The organism is Inquilinus limosus DSM 16000 (assembly GCF_000423185.1).
GTDB lineage: Bacteria > Pseudomonadota > Alphaproteobacteria > DSM-16000 > Inquilinaceae > Inquilinus > Inquilinus limosus.
This window is the reverse complement of sequence record NZ_AUHM01000020.1, coordinates 36,878-60,008: the sequence shown is the minus strand read 5'-3', so window position 1 is coordinate 60,008 and position 23,131 is coordinate 36,878. Positions and strand designations below refer to the sequence as shown.

General features: G+C 68.8%; 26 protein-coding genes and 1 pseudogene. 15 read left to right on the top strand and 12 right to left on the bottom strand.

Going from position 1 to position 23,131, the window contains the following annotated elements; translation table 11 throughout:
- Nucleotides 1–34 precede the first annotated feature (34 nt).
- Both G537_RS0118105 and G537_RS0118100 read left to right on the top strand, forming a co-directional pair.
- Nucleotides 35–811: a nucleotidyltransferase family protein gene (locus tag G537_RS0118105; protein ID WP_034852144.1), complete on the top strand. Its 777-nt coding sequence runs from the start codon at nt 35–37 to the stop codon at nt 809–811.
- 25 nt (nt 812–836) lie between these two features.
- The gene (locus G537_RS0118100) at nt 837–1,553 is read left to right on the top strand and encodes a metallophosphoesterase family protein (RefSeq protein WP_026871321.1); all 717 of its coding nucleotides are present in this window, start codon (nt 837–839) and stop codon (nt 1,551–1,553) included.
- 69 nt (nt 1,554–1,622) lie between these two features.
- Here G537_RS0118100 and mepK read toward each other — a convergent pair whose 3' ends face one another.
- The gene (gene mepK, locus G537_RS0118095; protein WP_026871320.1) at nt 1,623–2,159 is read right to left on the bottom strand and encodes a peptidoglycan L,D-endopeptidase MepK; all 537 of its coding nucleotides are present in this window, start codon (nt 2,157–2,159) and stop codon (nt 1,623–1,625) included.
- A 329-nt stretch (nt 2,160–2,488) separates the two neighbouring features.
- Entirely contained in the window at nt 2,489–4,180 is a 1,692-nt protein-coding gene (locus G537_RS42160; protein WP_051248575.1) for a L,D-transpeptidase family protein, read from the bottom strand.
- A 198-nt stretch (nt 4,181–4,378) separates the two neighbouring features.
- On the opposite strand from G537_RS42160, the gene G537_RS38600 reads away from it, so the two are divergent.
- Nucleotides 4,379–6,241, top strand: coding sequence for an ABCB family ABC transporter ATP-binding protein/permease (locus G537_RS38600; RefSeq protein WP_051248574.1), 1,863 nt, complete (start codon nt 4,379–4,381; stop codon nt 6,239–6,241).
- Between the two features lie 25 nt (nt 6,242–6,266).
- Nucleotides 6,267–7,001, top strand: a complete 735-nt coding sequence (locus tag G537_RS38595; protein ID WP_051248572.1) for a DUF4241 domain-containing protein — start codon at nt 6,267–6,269, stop codon at nt 6,999–7,001.
- Nucleotides 7,002–7,014: 13 nt separating this feature from the next.
- Here G537_RS38595 and G537_RS38590 read toward each other — a convergent pair whose 3' ends face one another.
- Both G537_RS38590 and G537_RS0118070 read right to left on the bottom strand, forming a co-directional pair.
- On the bottom strand, nt 7,015–8,325 hold the full coding sequence (locus G537_RS38590) for an MFS transporter (RefSeq protein WP_051248570.1): 1,311 nt from the start codon (nt 8,323–8,325) through the stop codon (nt 7,015–7,017).
- Nucleotides 8,326–8,388: 63 nt separating this feature from the next.
- A complete protein-coding gene (locus G537_RS0118070; RefSeq protein ID WP_034852143.1) occupies nt 8,389–9,216 on the bottom strand; it encodes a phytanoyl-CoA dioxygenase family protein in 828 nt (275 codons plus the stop codon).
- A gap of 80 nt (nt 9,217–9,296) precedes the next feature.
- On the opposite strand from G537_RS0118070, the gene G537_RS0118065 reads away from it, so the two are divergent.
- Nucleotides 9,297–10,088, top strand: a complete 792-nt coding sequence (locus tag G537_RS0118065) for an IclR family transcriptional regulator (RefSeq protein ID WP_026871318.1) — start codon at nt 9,297–9,299, stop codon at nt 10,086–10,088.
- Nucleotides 10,089–10,127: 39 nt separating this feature from the next.
- On the opposite strand, the gene G537_RS38585 is transcribed toward G537_RS0118065, so the two are convergent.
- Nucleotides 10,128–10,601 carry a DUF2267 domain-containing protein gene (locus G537_RS38585; protein ID WP_034852142.1) on the bottom strand — a complete coding sequence of 158 codons (474 nt, stop codon included), beginning with the start codon at nt 10,599–10,601 and terminating at the stop codon, nt 10,128–10,130.
- Between the two features lie 151 nt (nt 10,602–10,752).
- Between G537_RS38585 and G537_RS44485 the strand changes: the two genes are divergently transcribed.
- From G537_RS44485 to G537_RS0118020, 8 genes are all read left to right on the top strand, one after another.
- Nucleotides 10,753–10,920, top strand: coding sequence for a hypothetical protein (locus G537_RS44485; RefSeq protein ID WP_169516730.1), 168 nt, complete (start codon nt 10,753–10,755; stop codon nt 10,918–10,920).
- A gap of 46 nt (nt 10,921–10,966) precedes the next feature.
- On the top strand, nt 10,967–11,965 hold the full coding sequence (meaB, locus tag G537_RS0118050) for a methylmalonyl Co-A mutase-associated GTPase MeaB (protein ID WP_026871317.1): 999 nt from the start codon (nt 10,967–10,969) through the stop codon (nt 11,963–11,965).
- Between the two features lie 299 nt (nt 11,966–12,264).
- Complete coding sequence (locus G537_RS0118040; RefSeq protein WP_026871316.1) at nt 12,265–13,641, top strand: FAD-containing oxidoreductase; 1,377 nt, start codon at nt 12,265–12,267, stop codon at nt 13,639–13,641.
- The gene (locus G537_RS0118035; RefSeq protein WP_026871315.1) at nt 13,638–13,910 is read left to right on the top strand and encodes an acyl carrier protein; all 273 of its coding nucleotides are present in this window, start codon (nt 13,638–13,640) and stop codon (nt 13,908–13,910) included. The genes G537_RS0118040 and G537_RS0118035 overlap by 4 nt, the downstream gene beginning before the upstream one ends.
- Nucleotides 13,898–14,470, top strand: a complete 573-nt coding sequence (locus G537_RS0118030) for a GNAT family N-acetyltransferase (RefSeq protein WP_211230423.1) — start codon at nt 13,898–13,900, stop codon at nt 14,468–14,470. The genes G537_RS0118035 and G537_RS0118030 overlap by 13 nt, the downstream gene beginning before the upstream one ends.
- Before the next feature lie 88 nt (nt 14,471–14,558).
- Entirely contained in the window at nt 14,559–15,518 is a 960-nt protein-coding gene (locus tag G537_RS38580) for an alpha/beta fold hydrolase (protein WP_155888657.1), read from the top strand.
- A complete protein-coding gene (locus tag G537_RS43715) occupies nt 15,461–15,619 on the top strand; it encodes a hypothetical protein (protein ID WP_155888656.1) in 159 nt (52 codons plus the stop codon). The genes G537_RS38580 and G537_RS43715 overlap by 58 nt, the downstream gene beginning before the upstream one ends.
- A gap of 226 nt (nt 15,620–15,845) precedes the next feature.
- Nucleotides 15,846–16,400 carry a thioredoxin family protein gene (locus G537_RS0118020; RefSeq protein ID WP_026871313.1) on the top strand — a complete coding sequence of 185 codons (555 nt, stop codon included), beginning with the start codon at nt 15,846–15,848 and terminating at the stop codon, nt 16,398–16,400.
- Nucleotides 16,401–16,557: 157 nt separating this feature from the next.
- Here G537_RS0118020 and G537_RS42155 read toward each other — a convergent pair whose 3' ends face one another.
- From G537_RS42155 to G537_RS0118000, 4 genes are read right to left on the bottom strand one after another with little or no spacing between them, the layout of a single operon-like run.
- Nucleotides 16,558–17,640 carry an abortive infection protein gene (locus G537_RS42155; protein ID WP_155888655.1) on the bottom strand — a complete coding sequence of 361 codons (1,083 nt, stop codon included), beginning with the start codon at nt 17,638–17,640 and terminating at the stop codon, nt 16,558–16,560.
- On the bottom strand, nt 17,640–18,239 hold the full coding sequence (locus tag G537_RS0118010; protein ID WP_026871311.1) for a TetR/AcrR family transcriptional regulator: 600 nt from the start codon (nt 18,237–18,239) through the stop codon (nt 17,640–17,642). Before G537_RS0118010 ends, G537_RS42155 begins: the two co-directional genes overlap by 1 nt.
- Nucleotides 18,240–18,243: 4 nt before the next feature.
- Nucleotides 18,244–18,684: a hypothetical protein gene (locus G537_RS0118005; protein ID WP_155888654.1), complete on the bottom strand. Its 441-nt coding sequence runs from the start codon at nt 18,682–18,684 to the stop codon at nt 18,244–18,246.
- Nucleotides 18,685–18,732: 48 nt separating this feature from the next.
- A complete protein-coding gene (locus G537_RS0118000) occupies nt 18,733–19,773 on the bottom strand; it encodes a hypothetical protein (protein ID WP_155888653.1) in 1,041 nt (346 codons plus the stop codon).
- 578 nt (nt 19,774–20,351) lie between these two features.
- Here G537_RS0118000 and G537_RS43710 point away from each other — a divergent pair.
- Nucleotides 20,352–20,747 carry a hypothetical protein gene (locus G537_RS43710; protein WP_155888652.1) on the top strand — a complete coding sequence of 132 codons (396 nt, stop codon included), beginning with the start codon at nt 20,352–20,354 and terminating at the stop codon, nt 20,745–20,747.
- Nucleotides 20,748–20,845: 98 nt separating this feature from the next.
- Here the strand turns inward: G537_RS43710 and G537_RS0117995 are convergent, their stop codons facing one another.
- Complete coding sequence (locus G537_RS0117995; protein WP_026871308.1) at nt 20,846–21,562, bottom strand: hypothetical protein; 717 nt, start codon at nt 21,560–21,562, stop codon at nt 20,846–20,848.
- Nucleotides 21,563–21,657: 95 nt separating this feature from the next.
- Here G537_RS0117995 and G537_RS45080 point away from each other — a divergent pair.
- A pseudogene (locus G537_RS45080) lies at nt 21,658–22,014 on the top strand (transposase); the annotation flags it as partial.
- Between the two features lie 44 nt (nt 22,015–22,058).
- On the opposite strand, the gene G537_RS0117990 reads toward G537_RS45080, so the two are convergent.
- Together G537_RS0117990 and G537_RS0117985 are read right to left on the bottom strand one after the other, a co-directional pair.
- Nucleotides 22,059–22,415, bottom strand: coding sequence for an ArsC family reductase (locus G537_RS0117990; RefSeq protein ID WP_026871307.1), 357 nt, complete (start codon nt 22,413–22,415; stop codon nt 22,059–22,061).
- Nucleotides 22,416–22,479: 64 nt separating this feature from the next.
- Nucleotides 22,480–23,106: a 2'-5' RNA ligase family protein gene (locus G537_RS0117985; RefSeq protein WP_155888651.1), complete on the bottom strand. Its 627-nt coding sequence runs from the start codon at nt 23,104–23,106 to the stop codon at nt 22,480–22,482.
- Between the last annotated feature and the right edge of the window lie 25 nt (nt 23,107–23,131).

Sequence of the window (23,131 nt, the reverse complement as noted above, 5' to 3'; positions counted from 1 at the left end):
GGTTGTTGCAACACTGCTGTCGCAACGAGAGGGCTTGGCGATTCCGTCGATCACCGCCGCCGCCGCGCCGACGCCGCATGATCCGCAGGCGGAAGCGTACTATGCCGAGGCGCTGCGCGAGCTGGCCGCCACCGGCCTGCCCTTCCTGCTGGCCGGGACCTATGCCGTCAGCGCCTATACCGGCATCTCGCGGCCGACCAAGGACCTGGACATCTTCTGCAAGGCCGGCGACAGCCCGCGCATCCTCGGCCATTTCCGCGATCTCGGCTATTCGGTCGAGATCGAGGACGAGCGCTGGCTCGGCAAGGTGCACAAGGGCCGGCATTTCTTCGACGTGATCTACGCCTCGTCGAACGGCACCATGCCGGTGCACGACCAGTGGTTCGCGCACGCCCGCGAGATCGAGGTGTTCGGCACCCAGGTCCGGATCGTCGCCCCGACCGAGCTGGTCTGGTCCAAGGCCTTCATCCAGATGCGTCACCGCCACGACGGCGCCGACGTCGTCCATGTCATCCTGAAGCAGCACGACCAGATCGACTGGCAGCGGCTGTTGAGCTACATGGAGCTGCACTGGGAGATCCTGCTGGTCCATCTGCTGACCTTCCGCTGGGTCTATCCGACCGAGCGCGACCGGGTGCCGCGCTGGCTGATGGACGAGCTGATGGACCGGCTGGGCCACCAGCTCGACCTGCCGCCGCCGCAGATGAAGGTCTGCCGCGGCCGCATGCTGTCGCGGATCGACTACGCGATGGCGGTCGAGCAGTGGGGCTTTGCCGATGTCGGCGGCGAAGGCGAGTGGCGCGACGCGTGAAACCCACAACCATCGGGACCGACCCATGGCGGAGAAGGAGAAATTCACTGTCGCCGCGATCGGCGACATCCATGTCAAGGAGAACTCGGATCCGCTGCGCGAGATGTTTGGCGAGATCGCCCAGGCGGCCGACGCGCTGGTGCTGTGCGGCGATCTCACCGACACCGGCACGGTCAAGCAGGCGGAGCGCCTGGCCGAGGATCTGCGCGCCTGCCCGATCCCGGTGATCGGGGTGCTGGGCAACCACGACTACGAATGCGGCCACGTCGAGGAGGTGCGCTCGATCCTGATCCAGGCGGGGCTGCGCCTGCTCGACGGCAACGCGGTCGAGGTCGACGGGGTCGGCTTCGTCGGCGTCAAGGGATTCGCCGGCGGATTCGGCCGGCGCATGCTGGGATCCTTCGGCGAGCCGGAGACCAAGGAGTTCGTCGCCGTGGCCGTGTCCGAGGCGATGCGGCTGGAGAACGCGATGCGGACGGTGAAGACGCAGCGGGCGCTGGTGGTGCTGCACTACGCCCCGATCGTCGAAACGGTCGAAGGCGAGCCCCTGGAGATCTACCCCTTCCTCGGCTCCTCGCGCCTGGCCGAGACGATCGACCGCTTCACCGTGAGCGCGGTGGTGCACGGCCATGCCCATCGCGGGGTCTATCAGGGCCAGACGCCGGGCGGGGCGCCGGTCTACAACGTCGCCTGGGCCATCGAGAAGCCGAGCGGCCGGCCCTATGCGCTGATCGACCTGTAGGGCACAAACGGAAAGGGCCGCCCGGCGGCGGCCCCCGCCCGATCGCTATGCGCCCTTACCAGGCGCGCCCTACCAGGTGCGGATGTCGCCGGTGTCGACATGGACGAAATTCGACCGCGGATAATAGCCGACGCCGCCGGCCTGGAGATCGACCGCGTTCCGGCGCAGGGAGGCGAGGCTCATATTCGGCATGAAGATGTCGGCCGCCTGTCCCCGGATGTGCAGGGAGTTGCGCGCGACGCCGCGGCTGCGGCGGGCCAGCATGGCGTTGGTGGCGCGGGAGCGGTAGCCGCAGACGACATGGATCGGCTCGGCCGACCCGCCCTTGCGCTGCAGCGAATAGAGGATGTCGAGCAGCTTCGGGTCCATGGCGCGGACCTCGTCCGACCGCCAGTCGCGCAGGAAGTAGTTGAACTTGGCCAGAATATCCGGGTTGTACCAGCCGTCGACCCAGTATTCTTCCTTGATCTCGACGAGATTGTGCGCGTCGTAGAGATGGAGCGTTCGTCTATTGGTGGCGGCAAGGGCTGAGAGTGGTGCGATTGGCGCGACGGCGGCGGCTGCGACAGCCCCGGCCGACAGTCTCAGGAATTGCCGTCTCTGCATCGGTCCCCGCTGCTCCTAACCTTCACTCGCTACCCGCCGGACATTTCTGGCGCTTTACACGCCTATACTGGTGCCCGGCGTTTGGTGCGAACCTTTGTGATGCAGGACGAAGCGGGAATCAACCATTTCTTCAAAGATTTACAAATCGATATCTGTGACATAAACGCAACATTGTTGTATATGCGTCGCACTTTCAGAAATCATCTAAGTAAATATATCAAAAATGCAAGTATAGTTCCCATCGACTCTCGAAAATTTTGAGACAAAACGCAGCGAGGCGTCCGAAATTTGGACGCCCGCTACAGCAACGCTCGAATTGTAGGAGGATTTCAGCGTGAAGATGCGAGTTGTTCGCGCCGGGTTTCGCGGGCCTGGAGCGCTGCGATGACCTTGGCGTCGATGCCGTAGATGTCGTCGCGGAAGGCCACCTCGCCGGTCTGATCGATCCACGCGGTCTGGTAGACGATGTAGAGCGGCATCGGAGTCGGCAGGTTGATTCGCGTCGTCGGCGTCCAGCTGCCCATCACCCGTGCCCGCCGCTCCGGAGTCCAGGACGGCGCCCCTTCCAGCAGATAGTCGGCCAGCCAGATCGGATCCTGCAGCCGCACGCAGCCATGCGACAGCGCCCGGTTGGCGCGCTGGAAGTAGCTCTTCGACGGCGTGTCGTGGAGATAGACGCTCCAGTTGTTCGCCATCATGAACTTGACCTTGCCGAGGGCGTTGCCCGGCCCCGGCTCCTGCCGGATGCGCAGCGACCGCATCGTGCCGCGGCCGATGCTGTTCCAGTCGACATAGTCGGCGCTCATCTCCCGCGACCCGCTGCCCCAGCCGGAGAACAGCTTGTAGTTGCGGCTGGCGAGGTAGCCCGGGTTGTTGCGCAGCCGCGGCAGATACTCCTTGGCGGCGATCGAGGGCGGCACCGTCCAAGTCGGGTTGAACTCGAGATAGGTCAGGGCGCTGTTGAACAGCGGGGTCTGGTTGTCGGCCTCGCCGACCACGACGTTCATGCTGCGCACCAACTGGCCGTCGGCGACGACATCCATGGTGAACGCGGCGATGTTGACCATCAGGTAGTCCGCGCCGAGATCGTCCGGCAGCCAGCGCAGCCGCTCCATGCTGGCGATGATCTTGTTCATCCGCTCCGGCCCCTGCCGGTTCAGCATGGCGAGCGTCCCGCGGCCGAGGATGCCGTCCGGCTTCAGCCCGTGCTTGCCCTGGAACTGCTCGACCGCGGTCACCAGCAGCGGGTCGTAGAGGCGGCTCTGGTCGGCCGGGTCGCCGACGAATTCCCCGGTGGCGGCGAGACGGGCCCGCAGCACCGGCACCCGGTCGCTCTCCTGCCCCGGCCGCAGGCTCTCGCCGGGCGGGATGGTCGGCCAGCCGGACTCGGCCAGCGCCTTATAGCCGCGCAGCGCGCCCTTCAGCTGCTGGTACAGCTTGTGCTTCGGCGCCAGATCGGCCAGGAACGCATCCGGATCGGGCAGCATCGACGCGGCGGTGGCCAAGGCGGCGCGGTCGACCGGCTTCGGCGTGATGTCGAAGGTCTTGTCGATCTCCCGCGGCGCCAGCCGGCCGGCATGGACGTCGACGCCGTAGCGCATCACCGCGGCGCTGAGCAGGATCTCGGCGGCAACGACGTCGTCGGCATCGGCGGAGCGGATCAGCTCCTGCAGCGGCTCGACATAGTAGTCGGACGGGACCAGCCCCTCCTCCCGCGCCTCGGCCAGGCGCGCCAGGATCGGCTGCACCCGCGGGTCCAGCCGCCCGTCGAAATCGATCCACAGCGGGAACCAGCCGCGGCCGGCATAAAGCTCGCGCACGTCCTTCGCCTTCAGGACCACGCCGCCGAGCGTGACGGTGTCGTCCTCGCCGATCGCCGCCTCGATCGCCGCCCGAGGGTCGGACAGGGACGCCGAGTCGAGCGACGCCGTCGCCGCCGGCGTCAGCCCGGCTTGCGCCGGGGCCGGCAGCGTGGCCGAGCCGAGCAGCAGGGCCAGGAAAGGGACAGCGAGGCGTCGCATCATCGATCTCCAGCAGTCCTAAAATAGGTAACGCGGCAACCGGGCCAGAGAAGTCCTTTCGGCGTAATCCGATCGTGAAAGTCACATATCGTTGCTGCACAGCAACATATCAGATCAATTTTATCAATATGCTTTGAGATGCAGCCTCCGGCCGCTTTCGCCTTCCCGCCCGGGCGAGGCCCGCTTAGGGTACGCACCATGAACGCCGAAACGTCCTCTTCCGTCATCGACGCCGCCAAGGGCCGTCACCCGCTGCACTCCCTCGCCCCGTATCTCTGGCCGGCCGGCCAGTGGGAGATGCGGGCCCGGGTGGTGGTGGCGGTGCTGCTGCTGATCGCGGCCAAGGTCGCCAGCGTCTACACCCCGATCTTCTACAAGGACGCGGTCGACGCCCTGACCGTGAAGGGCGCGCTGCCGCTGGTGCTGCCGGTCGGCGCGATCCTGGCCTATGGCACGGCCCGGGTGCTGAGCCTCGCCTTCGGCGAGCTGCGAGACGCCATCTTCGCCAAGGTGGCGCAGCGCGCGATTCGGCGGGTCGGGCTGGCCGTGTTCCAGCACCTGCACGGGCTGTCGCTGCGCTTCCATCTCGACCGCCAGACCGGCGGCCTGTCGCGGGTGATCGAGCGCGGCACCGCGGCGATCGAGACGCTGCTCAGCTTCATGCTGTTCAACATCCTGCCGACCCTGGTCGAGATCCTGTTCGTGGTCGCGGTGCTGTGGTGGGTGCTGGACTTCTGGTTCGCGCTGGTGACCCTGGTCACGGTCGTCCTCTACATCGCCTTCACCCTCTGGGTGACGGAATGGCGGATCAAGTTCCGCCGCCAGATGAACGAGACCGACCAGGAGGCCAACACCAAGGCCATCGACAGCCTGCTGAACTTCGAGACGGTCAAGTATTTCGGCAACGAGGCGCATGAGGCGCGGCGCTACGAGGCCTCGCTGATCCGGTTCGAGCGGGCGGCGGTGCAGAACCGGGTGTCGCTGTCGCTGCTGAATGTCGGCCAGGCCGCGATCATCGCCGCCGGCTTGACCGCGGTGATGTGGATGGCGGCCCAGGGCATCGTCGACGGCCGCCTGACGGTCGGCGATTTCGTCCTGGCCAACACCTATCTGATCCAGCTGTACCTGCCGCTGAACTTCTTCGGCTTCGTCTATCGCGAGGTGAAGCAGGCGCTGGTCGACATCGAAAAGATGTTCTCGCTGCTCGGCGTCGAGCCCGAGGTGGTGGACGCCCCCGGGGCGCAGCCGCTGGCGGTGCAGGGCGGCACGGTCAGCTTCACCGATGTCGAGTTCGGCTACGACCAGCGGCGGCCGATCCTGAAGGGCGTGACCTTCACCGTGCCGGCCGGGCACACCGTCGCCATCGTCGGGCCGACCGGGGCCGGCAAGTCGACCATCAGCCGCCTCTTGTTCCGCTTCTACGACGTCACCGCCGGGTCGGTGCGGATCGACGGGCAGGACATCCGCGACGTCAGCCAGGCCAGCCTGCGCGCCGCCATCGGCATCGTCCCGCAGGACACGGTGCTGTTCAACGATACCATCCGCTACAACATCGCCTATGGCCGGCCCGGGGCGAGCGACGAGGAGGTCGTGGCCGCGGCGCAGATGGCGCGGATCCACGATTTCGTGCTGCGCCTGCCCGACGGTTACGAGACAAAGGTCGGCGAGCGCGGGCTGAAGCTGTCCGGCGGCGAGAAGCAGCGCGTGGCGATCGCCCGCACCATCCTGAAGGATCCGGCGATCCTGCTGTTCGACGAGGCGACCTCGGCGCTCGACACCAACACCGAGCGCGAGATCCAGGCCAACCTGCGCGAGGTCAGCCGCGGCAAGACCACGCTGGTGATCGCGCACCGCCTGTCGACCGTGATCGACGCCGACGAGATCATCGTCCTGGCCGACGGCCGCATCGCCGAGCGCGGCAGCCACACCCAGCTGCTGGCCGAGAACGGCCGCTATGCCGAGATGTGGCGCCGCCAGCAGGAGGCAGCCGAGCGCGGCGAGCTGCCGGCGCCGGAACGGCCGAACCGCGACCCGGCGGCGGCCGTGGCTGCGGCGCCGTGACGGGCCGTCGGCGAGGCGGGGTCGGATGATGCGCCTGCCCGGCCGGCTGCTCGCGTGGATCCTGCTGCTCCTGCCGGCCTGTTTTCCGGCTGGCCGGGCCCCGGCGGCGGAGGCGTCATGGCCGCTGCCGCAATCGATCCTGTTCTCACAGGCCTTCGGCCCCGGCTTCACCGTCACGCCGCCCGACGGGCCGATCCAGCTGTCGGGGCTCGAGATCGGCAAGCTGGCCGTGCCGAGCGGCCGGATCGTCGCCTGCGATCCCTTCGTCTGCGACGGCATCGAGGCCTTCAGCCGGCGCGTGCCCGTCGGCAAGTTCCCGGTCCAGCTGGCGGTGGCGCGGCTGAGTCATGGCGAGGAGCGGGTGGCGTTCGCCCGTATCCTCTTCGCCGACCGGCCGGCCGCCCGCTGGGTGATGGCGCTGCGGCCCGGGCAGATCCCGAGGGAGCTGGAGCCTGGCCACATCTACGGCTACGGCGTCGACACCGGCACCGGCGCGTTCATGGACGCCGAAGCCCAGGCCGCCTATGTGGCGGCGATGGCCGACGAGGCCGCCACAGAACGGCTGGTCACGGCCTTGAACGATGCCCCCGTCGGCAGCCGGGCGTGGCTGCTGCGCCCGTTCGGGCATGCTAATGTGGTGATGTTCTCCTCGGGCTTCGGCGACGGCTTCTACGCATCGTATTTCGGGCTCGACGGAGCCGGCCGCGTCGTGGCGCTGGTCACCGATTTCGGCGTGGTCGAGTGGCGCGCCGGGAAATAGGCTGGGCCAGCCGTCACGGCCGAGGCGACCCGGCCCCAACCAGCCGTTCGGGCACCCGCGACAGCGCCGGTGTATCCGCCCGGGCCGGACCACGCACGAAGACCGCGACCGCCAGCGCGCCCAGGACCGCGATCCCACCGGTCAGGACGAAGGCCCCGGCGAAGCCGCCCGACCATTCGACGATGAAACCGGTGACGGCCGGCGCCACGATGCCGGCGAGATTGGCGATCAGGTGGACGAAGCCGCCGACGCTGCCCACCCGCCCCTCCTCCACCGTGTCGAGGATGATCGCCCAATAGGTGTTCGCGGTCAGATACATGAAGAAGACCGAGACCGCCATCAGCGCCACCACCGCCGACACGCCGGTGACGATGCCGGCCAGCGCCACGCAGATCGCAGCGATGGCCAGGCTGCCGACCAGGATCAGCTTGCGCGCGAACAGGGCATGGCCGGTGCGCCGGTAGATCTGGTCGCAGACGATGCCGCCCAGCACCATGCCGATGCAGCCGACCAGCCAGGGGATGGCGTTGACCACGCCCATCGTCCCGATGCTGAGGCCCTGTGCCTTGACCAGGTAGGTCGGGAACCAGGAGAGGAAGAAGTAGAGGATGTAGGCGTAGCCGAAGAAAGCGAAGGCGGTGGCGAGGATCGCCGGCCGGCGCAGATAGGCCGACAGCGGCAGCCGGGCGGTGACGGCGGGGCCTTGCGCCCGCTCCTGTTCCATTTCCTCGCGCTCGACCGGGCCGAGCCAGCGGTGCTGCTCCGGCCGGTCGGTGGCGAGCAGCATCCACGCGGCCACCCAGACCAGCCCGACCAGGGCGATGACGATGAAGGAGATGCGCCAGCCCGCCAGTACGGCGATGGTGCCGACCACCGGGCCGGCCAGCGCGGCGCCGATCGGCTGGCCGGCATTGGCGATGCCGACGGCGGTGGCCTGCTCGCGCCGCGGGAACCAGTTGCTGACCACCTTGTTCGCGGTGGCGCTGAACGGCCCCTCCCCCATGCCGAAGATCACCCGCACGACCAGGAGGACCGCGATGTTGGTCGCGGCGGCGGTCAGCCCGCAGAACACCGACCAGACCGTCATCGCCAGGGTGAAGACGTTCTTCGGCCCGATCCTGTCCGCGGCCCAGCCGCCGACGAAGCAGAACAGCGCATAGCCGAAGAAGAAGCTGCTGAAGACGATGCCGAGGCGGGCGGGATCAAGCTGGAGATCCTCGGCGATCAGCGGTGCTGCGATCGACAGCGCCGCCCGGTCCAGGTAGCTGATGCCGCCGCCCAGGAACAGCAGAAAGACGATGAACCAGCGCAGCCGCGCGCCCATCGCGTCCCTCCCCTTATGATTGATCCGGCCTTGCCGGCCGGTGGCAGGACCGGCGCCGGGCCGTCAGGCGGCCGGCTGGCGGCCGGTGCCGCGCATCAGGATCTGCTGATGCGCGCCGGTGACCCGGGCATGGAACGCCAGCGCGGCTTCGGACAGGTCGGAATCGGGCCGCTGCTCGGGCTCGAAGTTGTGGAACTCGTCGACGCCGCGGACCAGTGTCGCGCAGTCGTGGGTGCCGACGACCTGCCGCACATAGGTGGGCAGATAGCGGATGGCGAAGCCGATGCGGCGCTTGGCCGAAGGGTTCGGGTCCGAGCCGTGGATCAGCCGGACGTGGTGCAGCGACATCTCGCCCGGCTGCAGCTCCAGCATCCGCGCCTTCGCCTCGTCGACCTCGACCGCGATCTCCTGGCCGCGAGTCAGCAGGTTGTGGGCGGCGAAGGTGTCGCGATGCGGGATCTGGTCCAGCATGTGGCTGTCCGGGATCACCCGCATCGCCCCGTTCTCCGCCGTGCTCTCGGACAGCGCCACCCAGGCGGTGACGATGTCGGCCGGGTCGAGCCCCCAATAGGTCGAATCCTGATGCCAGGAAACGAAGCCGGGATCGTGCGGCTCCTTGATGAAGAAGCTCGAACCCCAGGCCAGGATGTTCGGGCCGATGATATCCTCGACCGCGTCGAGGATGGCGGGATGGCGGATCAGCTCGTCCAGCCAGGTGAAGAGGAGATGGCTCTTGTGGCGCATCGGGCCCTTCAATGTCCCGTGCACGCTCTCATGCGTTTCGAGATGGCGGCGGATCTGCGCGGCCTCTGCGGCCGAGAGCACCCGGATCGGCGCGTAGTAGCCGTGCGTCCGATAATGCTCCACCGCGTCCGGGGACAGCATCTTCATGGCGGCTCCTCCGATATGGGGCATCTTGACGATGTTCTGATTTCATTGATGTCGTTATGATTTCAAATATGGAAGACCATATGAACAGCGATGTCAACGCCGACGACAGGGACGCCGCCGCGAAGCCGGGCGCCCCGGCGCTGGAGAAGGGGCTGGACCTGCTGGAGGCGTTGGCGGCCGAGCCGGGCGGCATCACCCAGAAACGGCTGGCGGAGCGGGTCGGCCGGTCGGTCGGCGAGATCTTCCGCATGCTGGGCGTGCTGGAGCGGCGCGGCTATGTCGTCCGCGATCCGAAGACCGGCGAATACCGCCTGACGCTGCGCCTGTTCCAGCTCGGCACCCAGCACCCGCCGACCCGCCGCCTGCAGCAGGCGGCGCTGCCGATCATGGAGCGGCTGGCCGCCTCGGTCGGCCTCGCCTGCCATCTCAGCATGGCCAGCGGCGAGCACTTCCTGATCGTGGCCCAGGCCGAACCGGACCGGCCGATGGGCTGGACGGTGAAGCTGGGCGCCGTCTTCCCGCTGTCGATGCACCTCGTCTCCGCCCGCATCCTGACCGCCTTTCAGCGCGAGCCGCGGCGGGGCGAGATGGTGCGGATCATGGCGCAGCGGGACGTCCTGCCGGTCGACGACGTCCTGGCCCGGCTGGAGGGCATCGCCGCGGCCGGATTCGACATGGCGCCGAGCGAGACGGCGCCCGGCCTGACCGACATCAGCGCGCCCGTCCTCGATCCGTCGGGGCTGGCGGTCGCGGCGCTGACCCTGCCCTTCCTGCCCCAGCGCGGGGACCCGACGTCGCCGGAGGAGGCCCTGGCCGCGCTCCGGGACGCCGCCGCCCGGATCACGGAGCAGATCGGCGGCCCCGTCGATTGAGGCGTGTTCTCGCCGTTCCAGAGCCTGGTCGGCTGCGGCCTACTGCTCGGCCTCCCGGGGCGTGACATCGGGCGCGTTCGGGTCGTCGTGCCAGATCGCGCGGAGCTCTTCGGGCAGGGCGTGCCGCACCTTGTCGATCTGGCTCCGGTTGACGTGCTTCGACACGATCTGGAACACCATCATGGTCGCCTCGCGATGATTCACCGGGCGCGTCATGGCCAGATCGTCGCCGACTTCCTTGAGGAAGCCGTCCAGCGTCCGTTCGCGATGCGGCAGCTCCTCCGGCCGGAACCGATCGTAATAGGCGCCGCGGATCAGCAGCGGGAGCTGCGCCCCGAGATGGGCCGCGAGATCCAGCGGCAGCCTGTCGCGGACGGCGCGCAGCACCGCGCCCAGGACATGCCAGGCGAACCGTCTGTCCGGCCCGAACGCCTCGTGCTGCATCAGCTCGTCCAGCCAGATGTGGGTCGTCTGAAGCGTCTTGTCGAATACCTCCAGCCCGGCGGCGCTCATCCTGTCCTCCAGACCCTGCGGGATCGTTCTGTGCCGTGTGGGTAGACCTTTCCTCCGCAACATCGGGCGACGTCGGCCGATTCCGGGCGTGAACGCCCGCCGTTCCAACGCCGTTGAGCAGACAGAGCCCCATGCTGGAGGTGCAGGACCCATGGCCAAGGAACACAAGGGAGACAGCGCGCCGCGCCCGCCGACGAAGACGTCGCTCGGGAAGCATGGCGGCAATCGCGCGGGCGAGCGGAAGCAGGAGGCGCAGCGGCCGAAGAAGAGCAGCCAGGCCGCCGGCAAGGACCCGAGCCGCGGCGAGGGCCGCAAATAGACGCGCGGATTGGACGCCGTCGGCCGGAATCGCCTAGCCTCCCCGCATGACGGCGACTCTGGAGCGGGCGGTGACGGCGGAGACGATCGAGGCGATGGCGGCGCGGATCCGGGGCGGCGACCGCCGCGCCCTGGCCCGCGCCATCACCCTGGTCGAATCCCGCCGCGCCGACCACCGCGAACGCGCGGAGGCGCTGCTGGAGGCGCTCACGCCCGTTGCCGGCGGCGCCGTGCGCATCGGCATCTCCGGCCCGCCCGGCGTCGGCAAGTCGACCTTCATCGAGGCCTTCGGCCTGCACCTGACCGGCCGGGGCCACCGCGTCGCGGTGCTGGCGGTCGACCCGTCCTCGCAGCGCTCGGGCGGGTCGATCCTGGGCGACAAGACGCGGATGGAGCTGCTGACCCGCGACCCCGCCGCCTTCATCCGCCCCTCCCCGGCCGGCGCCACCTTGGGCGGGGTGGCGCGGCGGACGCGCGAGACCATGCTGCTGTGCGAGGCCGCGGGCTACGACGTGGTGGTCGTCGAGACCGTCGGCGTCGGCCAGTCCGAGACCGCCGTCGCCCAGATGGTCGACGTGTTCCTGCTGCTGCTGCTGCCCGGCGCCGGCGACGAGCTGCAGGGCATCAAGCGCGGCATCGTCGAGGTCGCCGACATCCTGGTGGTGAACAAGGCCGACGGCGAGTTGAAGGGCGCCGCCAACCACGCCGCCGCGGAGTACCGGCACGCCCTGGCGCTGCTGCGCGGCACCGGCGGCTGGACCCCGCCGGTGCTGCAATGCTCGGCGCTGGAGAACCGCGGCATCGACAAGGTCTGGGACACGATCGGCCGGTTCCGTGCGCAAATGGGCGAGGCCCTGGCCGAGCGTCGCGCCGAGCAGGCCCGGTCCTGGCTGTGGCGCGAGCTGGGCGACGGCCTGCTGGACGCTCTGCGAAGTCATCCCGCCGTGGCCGCGGCGCTGCCGGGTCTGGAGGCCGACGTCGTCGCCGGCCGCCTGCTGCCGACCGCGGCGGCGCGGCGGCTGCTGGGGCGATTCCTGGAGCGTTGAGCAGGCCCCGTGCCGGCCGGGTCTCTCGAAGGCGACCCGGCCGGCGCCGATTGTCAGGCCTTCTTCGTCGAAGTTGCGGCGCTCTTCTTCAGCGCGGCGTCCTTCTTCGGCTTCTTGGCTTCCTTGGGCTTGCGCAATTGACCCTTGGCCATGGCATGCCTCCTTTGCTCTTGGGCGCCCATATCATAGCGAAACGCCACGGATCGTCATAAAAATTCAATCTGAGCCGATTGATGGAGAGATCCCGTCCTTAACGAAGGGATGCGCTATCCTCTCCCCTTCTCAACAGGGAGGCGGCCATGACCAGCTACGACGCCATCATCATCGGCACGGGCCAGGCCGGGCCGGCGCTGGCGGACCGGCTGAGCCGGGCCGGGCAGCGCGTCGCGATCATCGAGCGCGCGCGCTTCGGCGGCACCTGCGTCAACACCGGGTGCATCCCGACCAAGGCCATGGTCGCCAGCGCCTATGCCGCACGGATGGCGCAGCGCGCCGCCGAATACGGCGTGGTCCTGCCCGGCCCGCCCGGCGTCGACATGCGGCAGGTCAAGGCGCGCAAGGACGCAATCTCCGGCAAGTCGCGGGTCGGGGTCGAGAGCTGGCTGCGCGGCCTGGAGAACTGCACCGTGATCCAAGGCCAGGCCCGGCTGGCCGGGCCGCGCCGCGTGCAGGTCGGCGACGAGACCCTGACCGCCGAGCGGATCTTCCTGAATGTCGGCGGCCGGGCCGCTGTGCCGCCGATGCCGGGGATCCAGGAGGTGCCGTTCCTGACCAACAGCACGATGATGGACCTGGACACGCTGCCGGAGCATCTGGTGGTCGTCGGCGGCTCCTATATCGGGCTTGAGTTCGGCCAAATATTCCGCCGCTTCGGCTCGCAGGTGACGATCATCGAGCAGGGGCCGCGGCTGATCGGACGCGAGGACGAGGACGTCTCCGCCGCCATCGCCGGCTTCCTTGAGAAGGAGGGCATCGCCATCCGCACCAGCGCCAAGTGCATGAGCGTGGCGCGGCAGGGCGACGGGGTGGCGGTGGCGGTCGACTGCACAGCCGGCGCGCCGGTCGTCACCGGCTCGCATCTGCTGCTGGCGGTCGGGCGCCGCCCGAACACCGCCGATCTGGGGCTGGAGGCGGCGGGCGTGGCCACCGACGAGCGCGGCTACATCACCGTCGACGACGCGCTGCAGACCAGCGTGCCCGGAATCTGGGCGCTGGGCGACTGCAACGGCCGCGGCGCCTTCACCCACACCTCTTACAACGACTTCGAGATCGTCGCCGCCAACCTGCTGGATGGCGAGACCCGGCGGGTGACCGACCGGATCCCGGCCTATGCGCTCTTCACCGATCCGCCGCTGGGCCGCGCCGGCATGACCGAGGCGGAGGCGCGCCGCTCCGGCCGCCGCATCCTGGTCGCCAAGCGGCCGATGACCCGGGTCGGCCGGGCGGTCGAGAAGGGCGAGACCGAAGGTTTCATGAAGGTCGTGGTCGATGCCGGCACGCGGCAGATCCTGGGCGCCGCCATCCTCGGCACCGGCGGCGACGAGGTGGTGCACGGGCTGCTGGACCTGATGTACGCCAAGGCGCCCTACGACGTGCTGCAGCGGTCGATGCCGATCCACCCGACCGTGTCCGAGCTGCTGCCGACCGCGCTCGGGTCGCTGGAGCCGGCGACGTGAGCGGGCGCGACCGGGTCGAGGCCGAGGTGCTGCGGGTTCTGGGCGCCGCGGCCGGCCGCGCCGTCGCGCCGGACGACCGGCTGCTGGAGGATCTAAGCATCGGCCCCGCGGACGTGACGCGCCTGGCCTGGGACATCGAGCAGGCGCTGGGGGCGGAGATCCCGCGCGACGACCTGGCCTCGGCCTTCACCGTCCGGTCCCTGATCGACCTGATCGACCAGCATTACGACCCGGCGACGGCCGAGCCGCGGCACGGGTGGCACATGTGACCGGCGCCGCCCGCCGGCCCGCGCCGGCCCTGACCTTCCGCCCGGTCGACGCGGCGAGCTGGCCCGATTTCGAGCGGCTGTTCGAGAGCCGCGGCGCGCCGAAATACTGCTGGTGCATGGCCTGGCGCGCGACGCCGCAGGAGGTCAGGCTCGACAGCGCCGGCCGCAAGGCGGCGCTGCACGCCAGGGTGCGGGACGGGGTGCCGATCGGCATCGTCGGGTATCATGAGGGCGAGCCGGTGGCCTGGTGCTCGATCGCCCCGCGCGAGACCTATCGTCCGCTCGGCGGCCCGCAGGACGGGGAGCGGGTCTGGTCCCTCGCCTGCATGTTCGTCCCCCGCCGGCTGCGCGGCCTGGGCCTGGCCGACCAGCTGATCGCGGCGGCGGTCGAGCATGCGCGGGCGCAGGGCGCCACCGTGGTCGAGGCGTATCCGGTCGATCCGGATTCGCCCAGCTACCGCTTCATGGGTTTCGTCCAGGCCTTCGCCAGGGCCGGCTTCACCGAGATCGGCCGGGCCGGCAGCCGGCGGCACGTCATGCGGCTGCGGCTCTCGCAATAGCCGGCTTCCGTCACGTCCATGACGGATGCGGTCAAATCCGCGGCCTCCCTCCGACCCTAGAGTGAAGCAAACCGACAGGGAGAGCGCGATGCGATCGTTCCGGCCCGTGCTGGCTGCCACCGTCCTCGCGCTGTCCGCCGGCCAGGCCCCGGCCGCCGACCCGCCGCCGACCGTGCCGGCCACAGCCCTTTCCGACATCCAGACCGGCTTCGACCCGATGGGCCCGACGGTGCAGGCGCTGACGCTGCCGGACGGCCGCAAGGTTCACTACATCGACGAGGGCGAGCCCAGCTGGCGGCCTGTGCTCTATGTCAGCGGCACCGGCACCAGCGCCCGCGCCTTCGGCATGACCGAGTATCTGCGCAGCCTGCGCACCAGGCTGCAGCTCCGTTTCATCAGCGTCGAGCGGAACGGCTTCGGCGACACCGAGTTCAAGCCGGGCTGGACCACCAAGGACTATGCGGCCGAGGTCCGCGCCGTGCTGGACCATCTCGGGATCGAGCGCACGGCCGCACTGGCCATTTCCGGCGGCGGGCCCTACCTGGCCGAGATCGCGGCGGAGATGCCGGAGCGGCTGATCTCGCTGCACTTCCTGGCCGCGACCTCCGGTTTCGGGCCGGAGCGCAAGGCCTGCACCATGTCGGAGGCCGAGCTGACCGAGATGATGAAGGTGGCGCAGAACCCGGAGGCGTGGTGGGCCTATCCCGAGACCAGCCCGACCCGGAAGATCCCGGGCTTCGCCGACCGGGCCTATGAGGAGGGTGCGCGCACCTACTTCATCCGCGGCCAGATGGGCGACCTGCGCGGCCAGGTCGCCGAATACCGCCGCTACTGCACCGGGCCGAAGGCCGACATCTCCAAGGTCGACACGCCGGTCTATGTCTATCACGGCACCGCCGATAAATCGGTCGGGATGGATCAGGCGCAGTACTGGCAGTCGCATTTCAAGAACCTGCGCAAGGCCCGGATCTATGAGGCGAAGGCCATGACGTGCAGTACCGGCACTGGGACCAGCTGCTGCTGGATGTCGCCGGCCACGCCGAGCTGACGATGCTGTGCGCCGACGGAAAGTCGCAGGCGGTGCCGGAGGCCGAAGCGCAGGCGCTGCTGGCGAAGGGTGCGACGCTGGGCATCTGCGCCTGGCGCTGAGAGCCTGCTTGTAAATGCTATTGGAGCGGCCGCCTGACGGCGGTTTCTGCGCTTCCGGTGCTCACGGACTTTCACGTCCGCTGCGCTCCGGTTCTCGAAACCACCGCCAGCCGACTCGCACCAGCGCATTTTCAAACAGGCTCTGAGCTCATCCCAATGTGGGCTGCAGCCGATGTTGTCTTGCGGGTAGACTGGGGCCGGACCTCCGCAGCGAAGGACGCGCGCCATGGCCACCACGCCCCCGCCCCTCGAGCTCGACCTGCCGGCCCCCGATTTCCGCCTGCCCGCCACCGACGGCCGGACCTATTCCCTGGACGACATCGCCGGGCCGCGCGGCACGGTGATCGTCTTCATCTGCAACCACTGCCCCTATGTGAAGGCGGTGATCGACCGGCTGACCGACGACGCCATGACGCTGATGGCCGAGGGCATCGGCTTCGCCGCGATCTGCTCCAACGACGCCACGGCCTATCCGGAGGATAGCTTCGAGAAGATGAAGGCCTTCGACGAGGCCCATGACCTGCCCTTCCCCTATCTGCACGACGAGGACCAGTCGGTGGCGCGGGCCTATGGCGCGGTCTGCACCCCGGATTTCTTCGGCTACGACGCGCACCGCCGGCTGAAGTATCGCGGCCGGCTGGACGAGGGCCGGACCACCCCGCCCCCGCCGCATGCGCGGCGCGAGCTGGTCGAGGCGATGCTCCAGGTCGCCGAGACCGGCCAGGCGCCCGCCGACCAGGTGCCGTCGATGGGGTGCTCGATCAAGTGGAAAGCCGCCTGATACCGGCGAGCCCAAAAATCGTCATTGCGAGCGCAGCGAAGCAATCCAGGGCCACTCGCACCGGCCCCTGGATTGCTTCGTCGGCTCCGCCTCCTCGCAATGACGGTGCTTTCCCAGGAGAGGGAAGAGTCCGATCGTGAACTCGCCGGTATGAGCCTCAGCCCTGGCCGTAGAGCTCCGCAACCGTCCGGAAAGCCTGTTTCGGGGTCCAGTCGCCGGAATCCGCCTCGTCCACCCGGACGAGGCCGTAGCCGGCCATGTCGAGGTCGCGGCGCGGGTCCGGCGAATGGGGCATGCCGGTGTCGATGAACTGGTAGACGAAGGCGCCGGCGATGCCCTCGGCCCGGTAGAGCCCGATCAGCTCGCCGATCGTCTCCGCCTGGACCCGCTCGCTGCGGACCGGAGCGCCTTTCAGCTCCGGCACCGGTTTCGTCCAATCGACGATGCTCCAGCCGTCGCCGCCCGCGTCCTCGGCGCCCTCATAGGCACAGCAGCCGAACTCCGCGACCACGACCGGCTTGCCCCAGCGCCGGAAGGCGCGGAGCTCCTCGACATAGGTCGCGCGGTTCGACGCGTCCCGGTAGTGGTCCAGCCCGATCAGGTCGAAGTCGCTCCAGTCGACATCCTCCCAAGGCCCGGCCGCATAGGTGACCGGCCCGCGGAAGCGGGACCGGGCGGCGGTGCGGGCCCGGGCGAGGTGGTTGTTGAGGGCCACGCTCAGCGCCGTGAAGCCGTCGGCTGACAGGGTGCCGAAGGCCGCCATCCGGTCGAAGAATGTCGCGCCGGGCAGGAAGCCGGCGGTGAACAGGGTCAGCTCGCAGCCGAGGCTGAGCGTCACCGCGGCGCCGCGCGCCCGCAGGGCCTCGGCGATCCGCGCCGTCTCGGCCAGATGGTCCAGCGCCGCGTCCTGCCCGGCCTCGACCAGCCGCGGCTGCAGCCCCACCTGAAGCCCGGCCGCCGCGGCCGCCTCAGCGGCCTCCGCCAGGCGCCCGTGATCGGTGCCGAACAGCGAGACCGCGTTGCAGTGCAGCGCCTCGCGAATGATGCGGAGGTCCCGCCGCACCGCCGCCGGATGCCAGGCCGCGCGCGACGGCGATCCCGGCACATAGGCCGTGCCGGTGTCGTAGCAGACGCCCTTCAACGCCAGGTCCTGCCCGGCCGCGCCGGCGGCCGAGGCCAGCAGGCCGCCGCCGAGCGCCGCCGCGCCGCGGATCACCCGGCGCCGTGTGTAGCCCGGCATCATAGAGCGTCCTCCGCCCCGAGGAAGCGCAGGATGATCCGCCGCAGCATCGGGTCGGCCGGGCGGAAGCCGGTATCGGCGGCGGCGCGGACGAAGCCGCCGTCGAGCAGCACCATGATCCAGTCCGCCGCCGCGTCGGGCGGCAGCTCCGGGTCGATCTGTCCCCGCTCCGCGGCGCGGCCGAGCAGCTGCCGCAGCCCGTCGCGCAGCGCGCGGTCGTTGCGCTCCATCAACTCGGCGAAGGCCGCGTCGCGCCTGGCATTGGCCACGATCTCCAGCATCAGCCCGCCGAGATGCGGGTAGTCCGCCTGCGCCGCCTGGGCCTCGACGACCTCGAGCAGCGCGGCCAGCGGATCCTCGGCCGCCAGAGCCGACCGCAGCCGATCGGCGTTGTCCCGGCCGTCCTGCTCGAAGATCGCCGTGAAGATCGCCTGCTTGCTCGGGAAATAATGGAACAGGTTGCCCGAGCTGATGCCGGCCGCGGCGCAGATGTCGGCGGTGCGGGTGTCGTGGAAGCCCCTGGTGGCGAAGCATTCGGCCGCCGCCTCCAGGATCCGGCGGCGCTTGGCCTCGTGCTTCACCGGGTCGAGCGTGCGCATCGGGTCACTCCGGATGGGATTGGGGATTGCCGGGATGTCTGCGGCCGGCCCGGCGCTCCACCTCGTCGATCGCGACCAGAACCGCGATGACGATCGGCACGGCCCATTTCGCCCCGTGCAGGACCATCTTCAGCCAGTCCGGCAGCGGCGGGACCCAGGACCAGAGCCAGCCGATGTCAGGCCAGGGCAGCAGCCGCAGCCAGCCCCAGTCGATGTCGAGCCAAGGCCAGCCGAGCTCCGGCACGAGCATCCAGATCAGGGCGCCGATGCCGGTCGCGGCGACGGCGAGCTGCAGCAGGGCCCGGACGACATGGCGGGCGGCGTAGAGCCGCGGATGCCGGCGCGCGAAGCGGGCCAACCCGGCGCGGCCCCGCCGCGCCCAGGATCCGAGGGCCGGCCCTTCCGCCCCCGATGCCGCCGGGTCGCGATGAGGAGACCGTCGCATGCCTCATTAATAGACCGACTGATCGGTTTATACAAGACGCAGGACCGGTCACCGCCCAGCCTCAGCCGTGGCGGTGGATATGCGCGAGCCTCTGCAGGTGGCGCCACCGGGTGTTGCGCTCGGTCTTGCGGCCACGGTGTTCGGCCCAGTCGGCGTCGGTCCATCGGCGCCGGCCACGGGGCCGAGCCGGATCGGGCGGCGCGGTGTCGCCGGGCGGCCGGTCGTCCCCGGCCAGAGCCGGGACGGGCTCCCGGCTCCGGCCGTCGATCTCGCCGGCGGCGACGGTGCGGATGCGGCGCTCGCCCTCGGGCCCGCCGGCCTCCTCGGCCGGGGTGGTGCGGCAGAGGTTGGAGGCGGCGCGGCGCGGGGCCGGGCCGGAGGTCCGGCCTTCGCCGCGCCGGCAGCCCCGCCGGCCGGAGGGGGGCCGTGGGGCGGGAGGCAGAGGGCCCGGCACAGGCTGGCGATCAGGGCCTCGATCGGCAAGGCGGTGTCGGCGAGGTCGACGTCGATGCGCTCGTCCTCGGTCAGCCGGTCCCAGAGATCGACGGTCAGCCGTTCCTGCGCTTCGGTGTCGGGAACATCGGCGATGGCGGCGGCGACGCCTTGGGCGACGGCGTGGCGCCGGTCGTCCTTCTCGTCCTGCCGGGCCTTCCGCCGGCATTCGGCCTCGCGCCGCGCCTCCTCCCGCTGCCGCCGCAGGCTCGCCTTCAGCGCGATCGCACGGCGGATGCCGAGGAACAGGCTGCTGAAGCGGGTCTCGGCATCCCCGGCGCGGTCGAGATCGCCGGCCGCGAGGGCGGCGAGTCCTCGAGCCTGGAAGCCGCGGGCCAGAGCCAGGGCGAGCTCCGTCAGCTCGGACAGCATCGCGGCCTCGTCCGCGGCCGGCGACGCGGCGGCTTGCGCCTCTTCCCGCTGCCGGCGCAGCTTGGCCTGGAGGGCGACGGCGCGGCGGATGGCGAGGAACAGGTTGCTGAAGCGGCTTTCGGCCTTGCCGGCATGGTCGAGATCGCCGGCCGCGAGGGCCGCGAGTCCCTGAGCCTGGAAGCCGCGGGCCATCTCCAGGGCGAGCTTCGTCAGCCCGGACAGCACCTCGGTCTCCCGGACAGCCTCATCCGCGGCCGGCGAAGCGGCGGACGGAGTCTCGGCTGTGGCGGCATCGACCATCTCTGCATTAGCACGAAACAGGAACATATAGTCAAGCAGAACTGCCTTCACGTCATCACGAGCCGGCAGCTGCGCGGCGGTCCGGGCCGGAGGCGCTGGATGGCCACGCCCCCGCGGGGCTCGCCATGACGATTCGTTTTCGTGGTGACCAAGGGAGTCGAGGACGGCTGGCGATACCGGACCGGCCGCCGCGAGCGCCGGCAATGGCCGGCAAGGGCGGAAGGCAGTCATCACTGGGCAGAAGCTGCCAGGAAACCTTGTATCTTCCACCCCGCGGCTGTTCGTTCGTGTGACGATAGAGCTAGGCTATTGCAGGCGACACTCTGGGGAAGGCGTGATCGATGAATGACGAGGGGCGGCCCCTGTCTGATATAGAAGACGCGATCGTCGCAATGGATTGGAAACTCTAGACGCAGCCGGCGGGGAACTCGGGACAGAGGATCCCGTGGGAGCTTCGCAGAATATTAAGTGCCTCCGACGAGGATTCGTCGTGGAACGCAGTTATGGGCACGGAATACGCATTTGGGAATGCCGAAGCGGGTACCTATTATCCTGCGATTGTTCCTGCTATCCCAATACTCGGTCTAATTGCCCAGCATGGAGAAGAATGGGCAAAACTGACCGCCGTTGAAATTCTGACAGACTGGCTGTTCAGTTTTTATCCGGAACCAAAACAAGAGAAAATCATCGATTCGGATAGTAGCGAAGTAGATCTTCAAATGGTGGTTGATAGGGAGATAATGAAATTGCGACCGACCATCGAACATCTTGCGTTTCGCAGCAATCTTCCTGATCCCAAGAAGGTATGGCTTCGAGAGATCCTTTTAGGAATGGACGAAATGCAGGAAGCAGAATCCGCTACCAAACGTTCTGAGAGCCTGTCTCGAAACTCGCTCTAGGACGATCCGGGGCGAGATTCCTCATGCTTCTACCATGCCTTCCCGCCCGACAGCAGCATCCGCCTCCACCACGGGATCGTTGAAGGTCCAGCGGGGTATCATGCGCATGCGGTCGAGGCCGGCGAAGACGGCCGCAAAGCCGCCGTCCGGCGAAACCTCACGGAGCGCGGCATCGAACTCTTGGCCGAACCCATTGAAGCCGTCGGCATCCACTTCGCATAGGTGAATCTGGTTCCGTCGATCTTCAACGCCGGGTCGCGGTAGAGCACTGCCGCTGTCTCCATCGTCCTGAACGTCCCGATCCTGTTCGCCTGGACGAGCTTCGCGGCGGCCGGGCCGATATACTTCCGCATGATGGCTCTGTACTCGCTGAGATATGGCGATTGCACTTCGATATATTCCAGCGATGCCTGCCGTTCGGGCCGATCGGCTGAGCCCTGCCAGTTTCGCGGCAGTATGAAGGCCGAGGGAGTGGTCAAAAGAATCTCCGCGCGCAGCAGTTGCGTCTCGGCCGATTGCTGCTTGACGACGAGTTCGTGAATGGCGTCGGCAGGAACTATGTCGCGAAAATAGCTCAGTTCGAGATGGCTCCACACTGCCGCTTCCGAAGCATTCCGAAAGACGGAGCGGTGCCGATAGAGCGCCTGCCCGAGGCATGTTTCCCCAAAGCGTGCCCAGTTAATGGCGCGATCCTTAAGTTCAGCTTCCGTTCGGGAATCCTGCGCCTGTATCGTCCGGGCGAGCACCACGAGACGGTCGTCGGGTTCAATCCGGGCCAGATGCGCCTCGTCAAAGGGATGGATGTCCCGATCCATTGGACGTCTCTCTAGAGCCTATCCCGAAAGGGTTGAGCGACCGAGCATCGCGTGATTCCTGGGGATTGTTCAGGCCATCTTGGGAAGCGAGCGCGATGTGGACCCCAGCCACTCGCCGGCAGCATAGTCGCGCGGGGGCCTCGATACGAAACGGATTTGACGGATGCGGAGTGGCAACAGGTCGAGCCGCTCCTGCCGGCACCGAAGCGGACGGGACGACAGCTATCCTGGCCGCCGCGCGAAGTCGTCAATGCGATCTTTTATGTAATGCGCGGTGGCGTAGCACGGCGGCTTCTTCCAAGCGATTTCCGCCGACGAGCACGGTTTATCGCTGGTTTGCGGCCTGGCGAGACAGAGGTGTGTTCGAGGCACTGAACCGTGCCCTGCTGATGATCGACCACGAACGCAACGGACGGGCGGCTTCGCCGAGCGCCTGCATTCCGCCCGGTCAGTGGCCATCGGCGCCTGGTGAACATCGCGCCGGATCCCCGGGGCCTCAGCCTGCGAATGCGGCCCCGTACTGCTCCGGCTTGAAGCCGACCAGCAGCGTGCCGCCGATGTCGAGCACCGGCCGCTTGATCATCGAGGGCTGGTCGAGCATCAGCCCGATCGCCTTGGCCTCGGTCAGCCCTTCCCGGGCGGCGTCGGGCAGCTTGCGGAAGGTGGTGCCGGCCCGGTTCAGCAGCACCTCCCAGCCGACCTTGCGCGCCCAGCCTTCGAGCGTGGCGCGGTCGATCCCGACCGCCTTGTAGTCGTGGAAGGCATAGGCGACGCCGCGCTGGTCCAGCCACGCCCGCGCCTTCTTCATCGTGTCGCAGTTCTTGATGCCGTAGATCGTGATCGCCTTCGCCATGTCGCTTCCGCTCCTGGTGCCGAGTCCTGTCGGAGACCGACCATAGGCACGGCGGACGCGGCCGTCATCCGCACAGCGGCCAGCGTCCGAGGATCAGATGGCGGCTTTCGCCATAGAGGCTGTGGACGAGCGCGAAATCGCGCACCGGGATGGTGATCGGCGCGTCGAGGAGCGCCTCGGGAACGACCTTCCGGTCGTACAGGATCGTCAGGTGCGGCCTGGGAGGCGGGCGGGATCCGTGCAGGCCGACGGCCTCCATCGCCGGATCGAAGGCCTCGTACAGATCGAAGAGCGCGGTGTTCCCCTCGGCGCAGCGGAGCACGACCGGCCGGGCTCCGCTGCCCGCCCCGAAGCTCGTCACCCGGTCGAATGTCACCTCGAATCGCGGCAGTTCGATCGTCCAGGCGGCGCGCATCGCCCGGTCGACCAGCGCGAAGGGCAAAGACTGGTACTGGCCCACGGATTGCAGCGAGATGTGCAGGACCTCCGGCGGCCGCAACCGTCCCCGCAGGCCGAGGTCGAGCCGCAGGGCCTCCGCCTGCGCCCGGATCATGGCGGCATCGGCCGGCGACGGGAGGATCGCGAAGAAGATCCGATCCGGCGACATCGAAGGCGTCTGCGGCAACCCGAAGTCCAGCGAGAGTTGCCGCGGATCGCCGCGCGATGCCCAGGAACTGCCGTTCGATGCCACTCGGGATGGTCCGCTCCGCGACAGG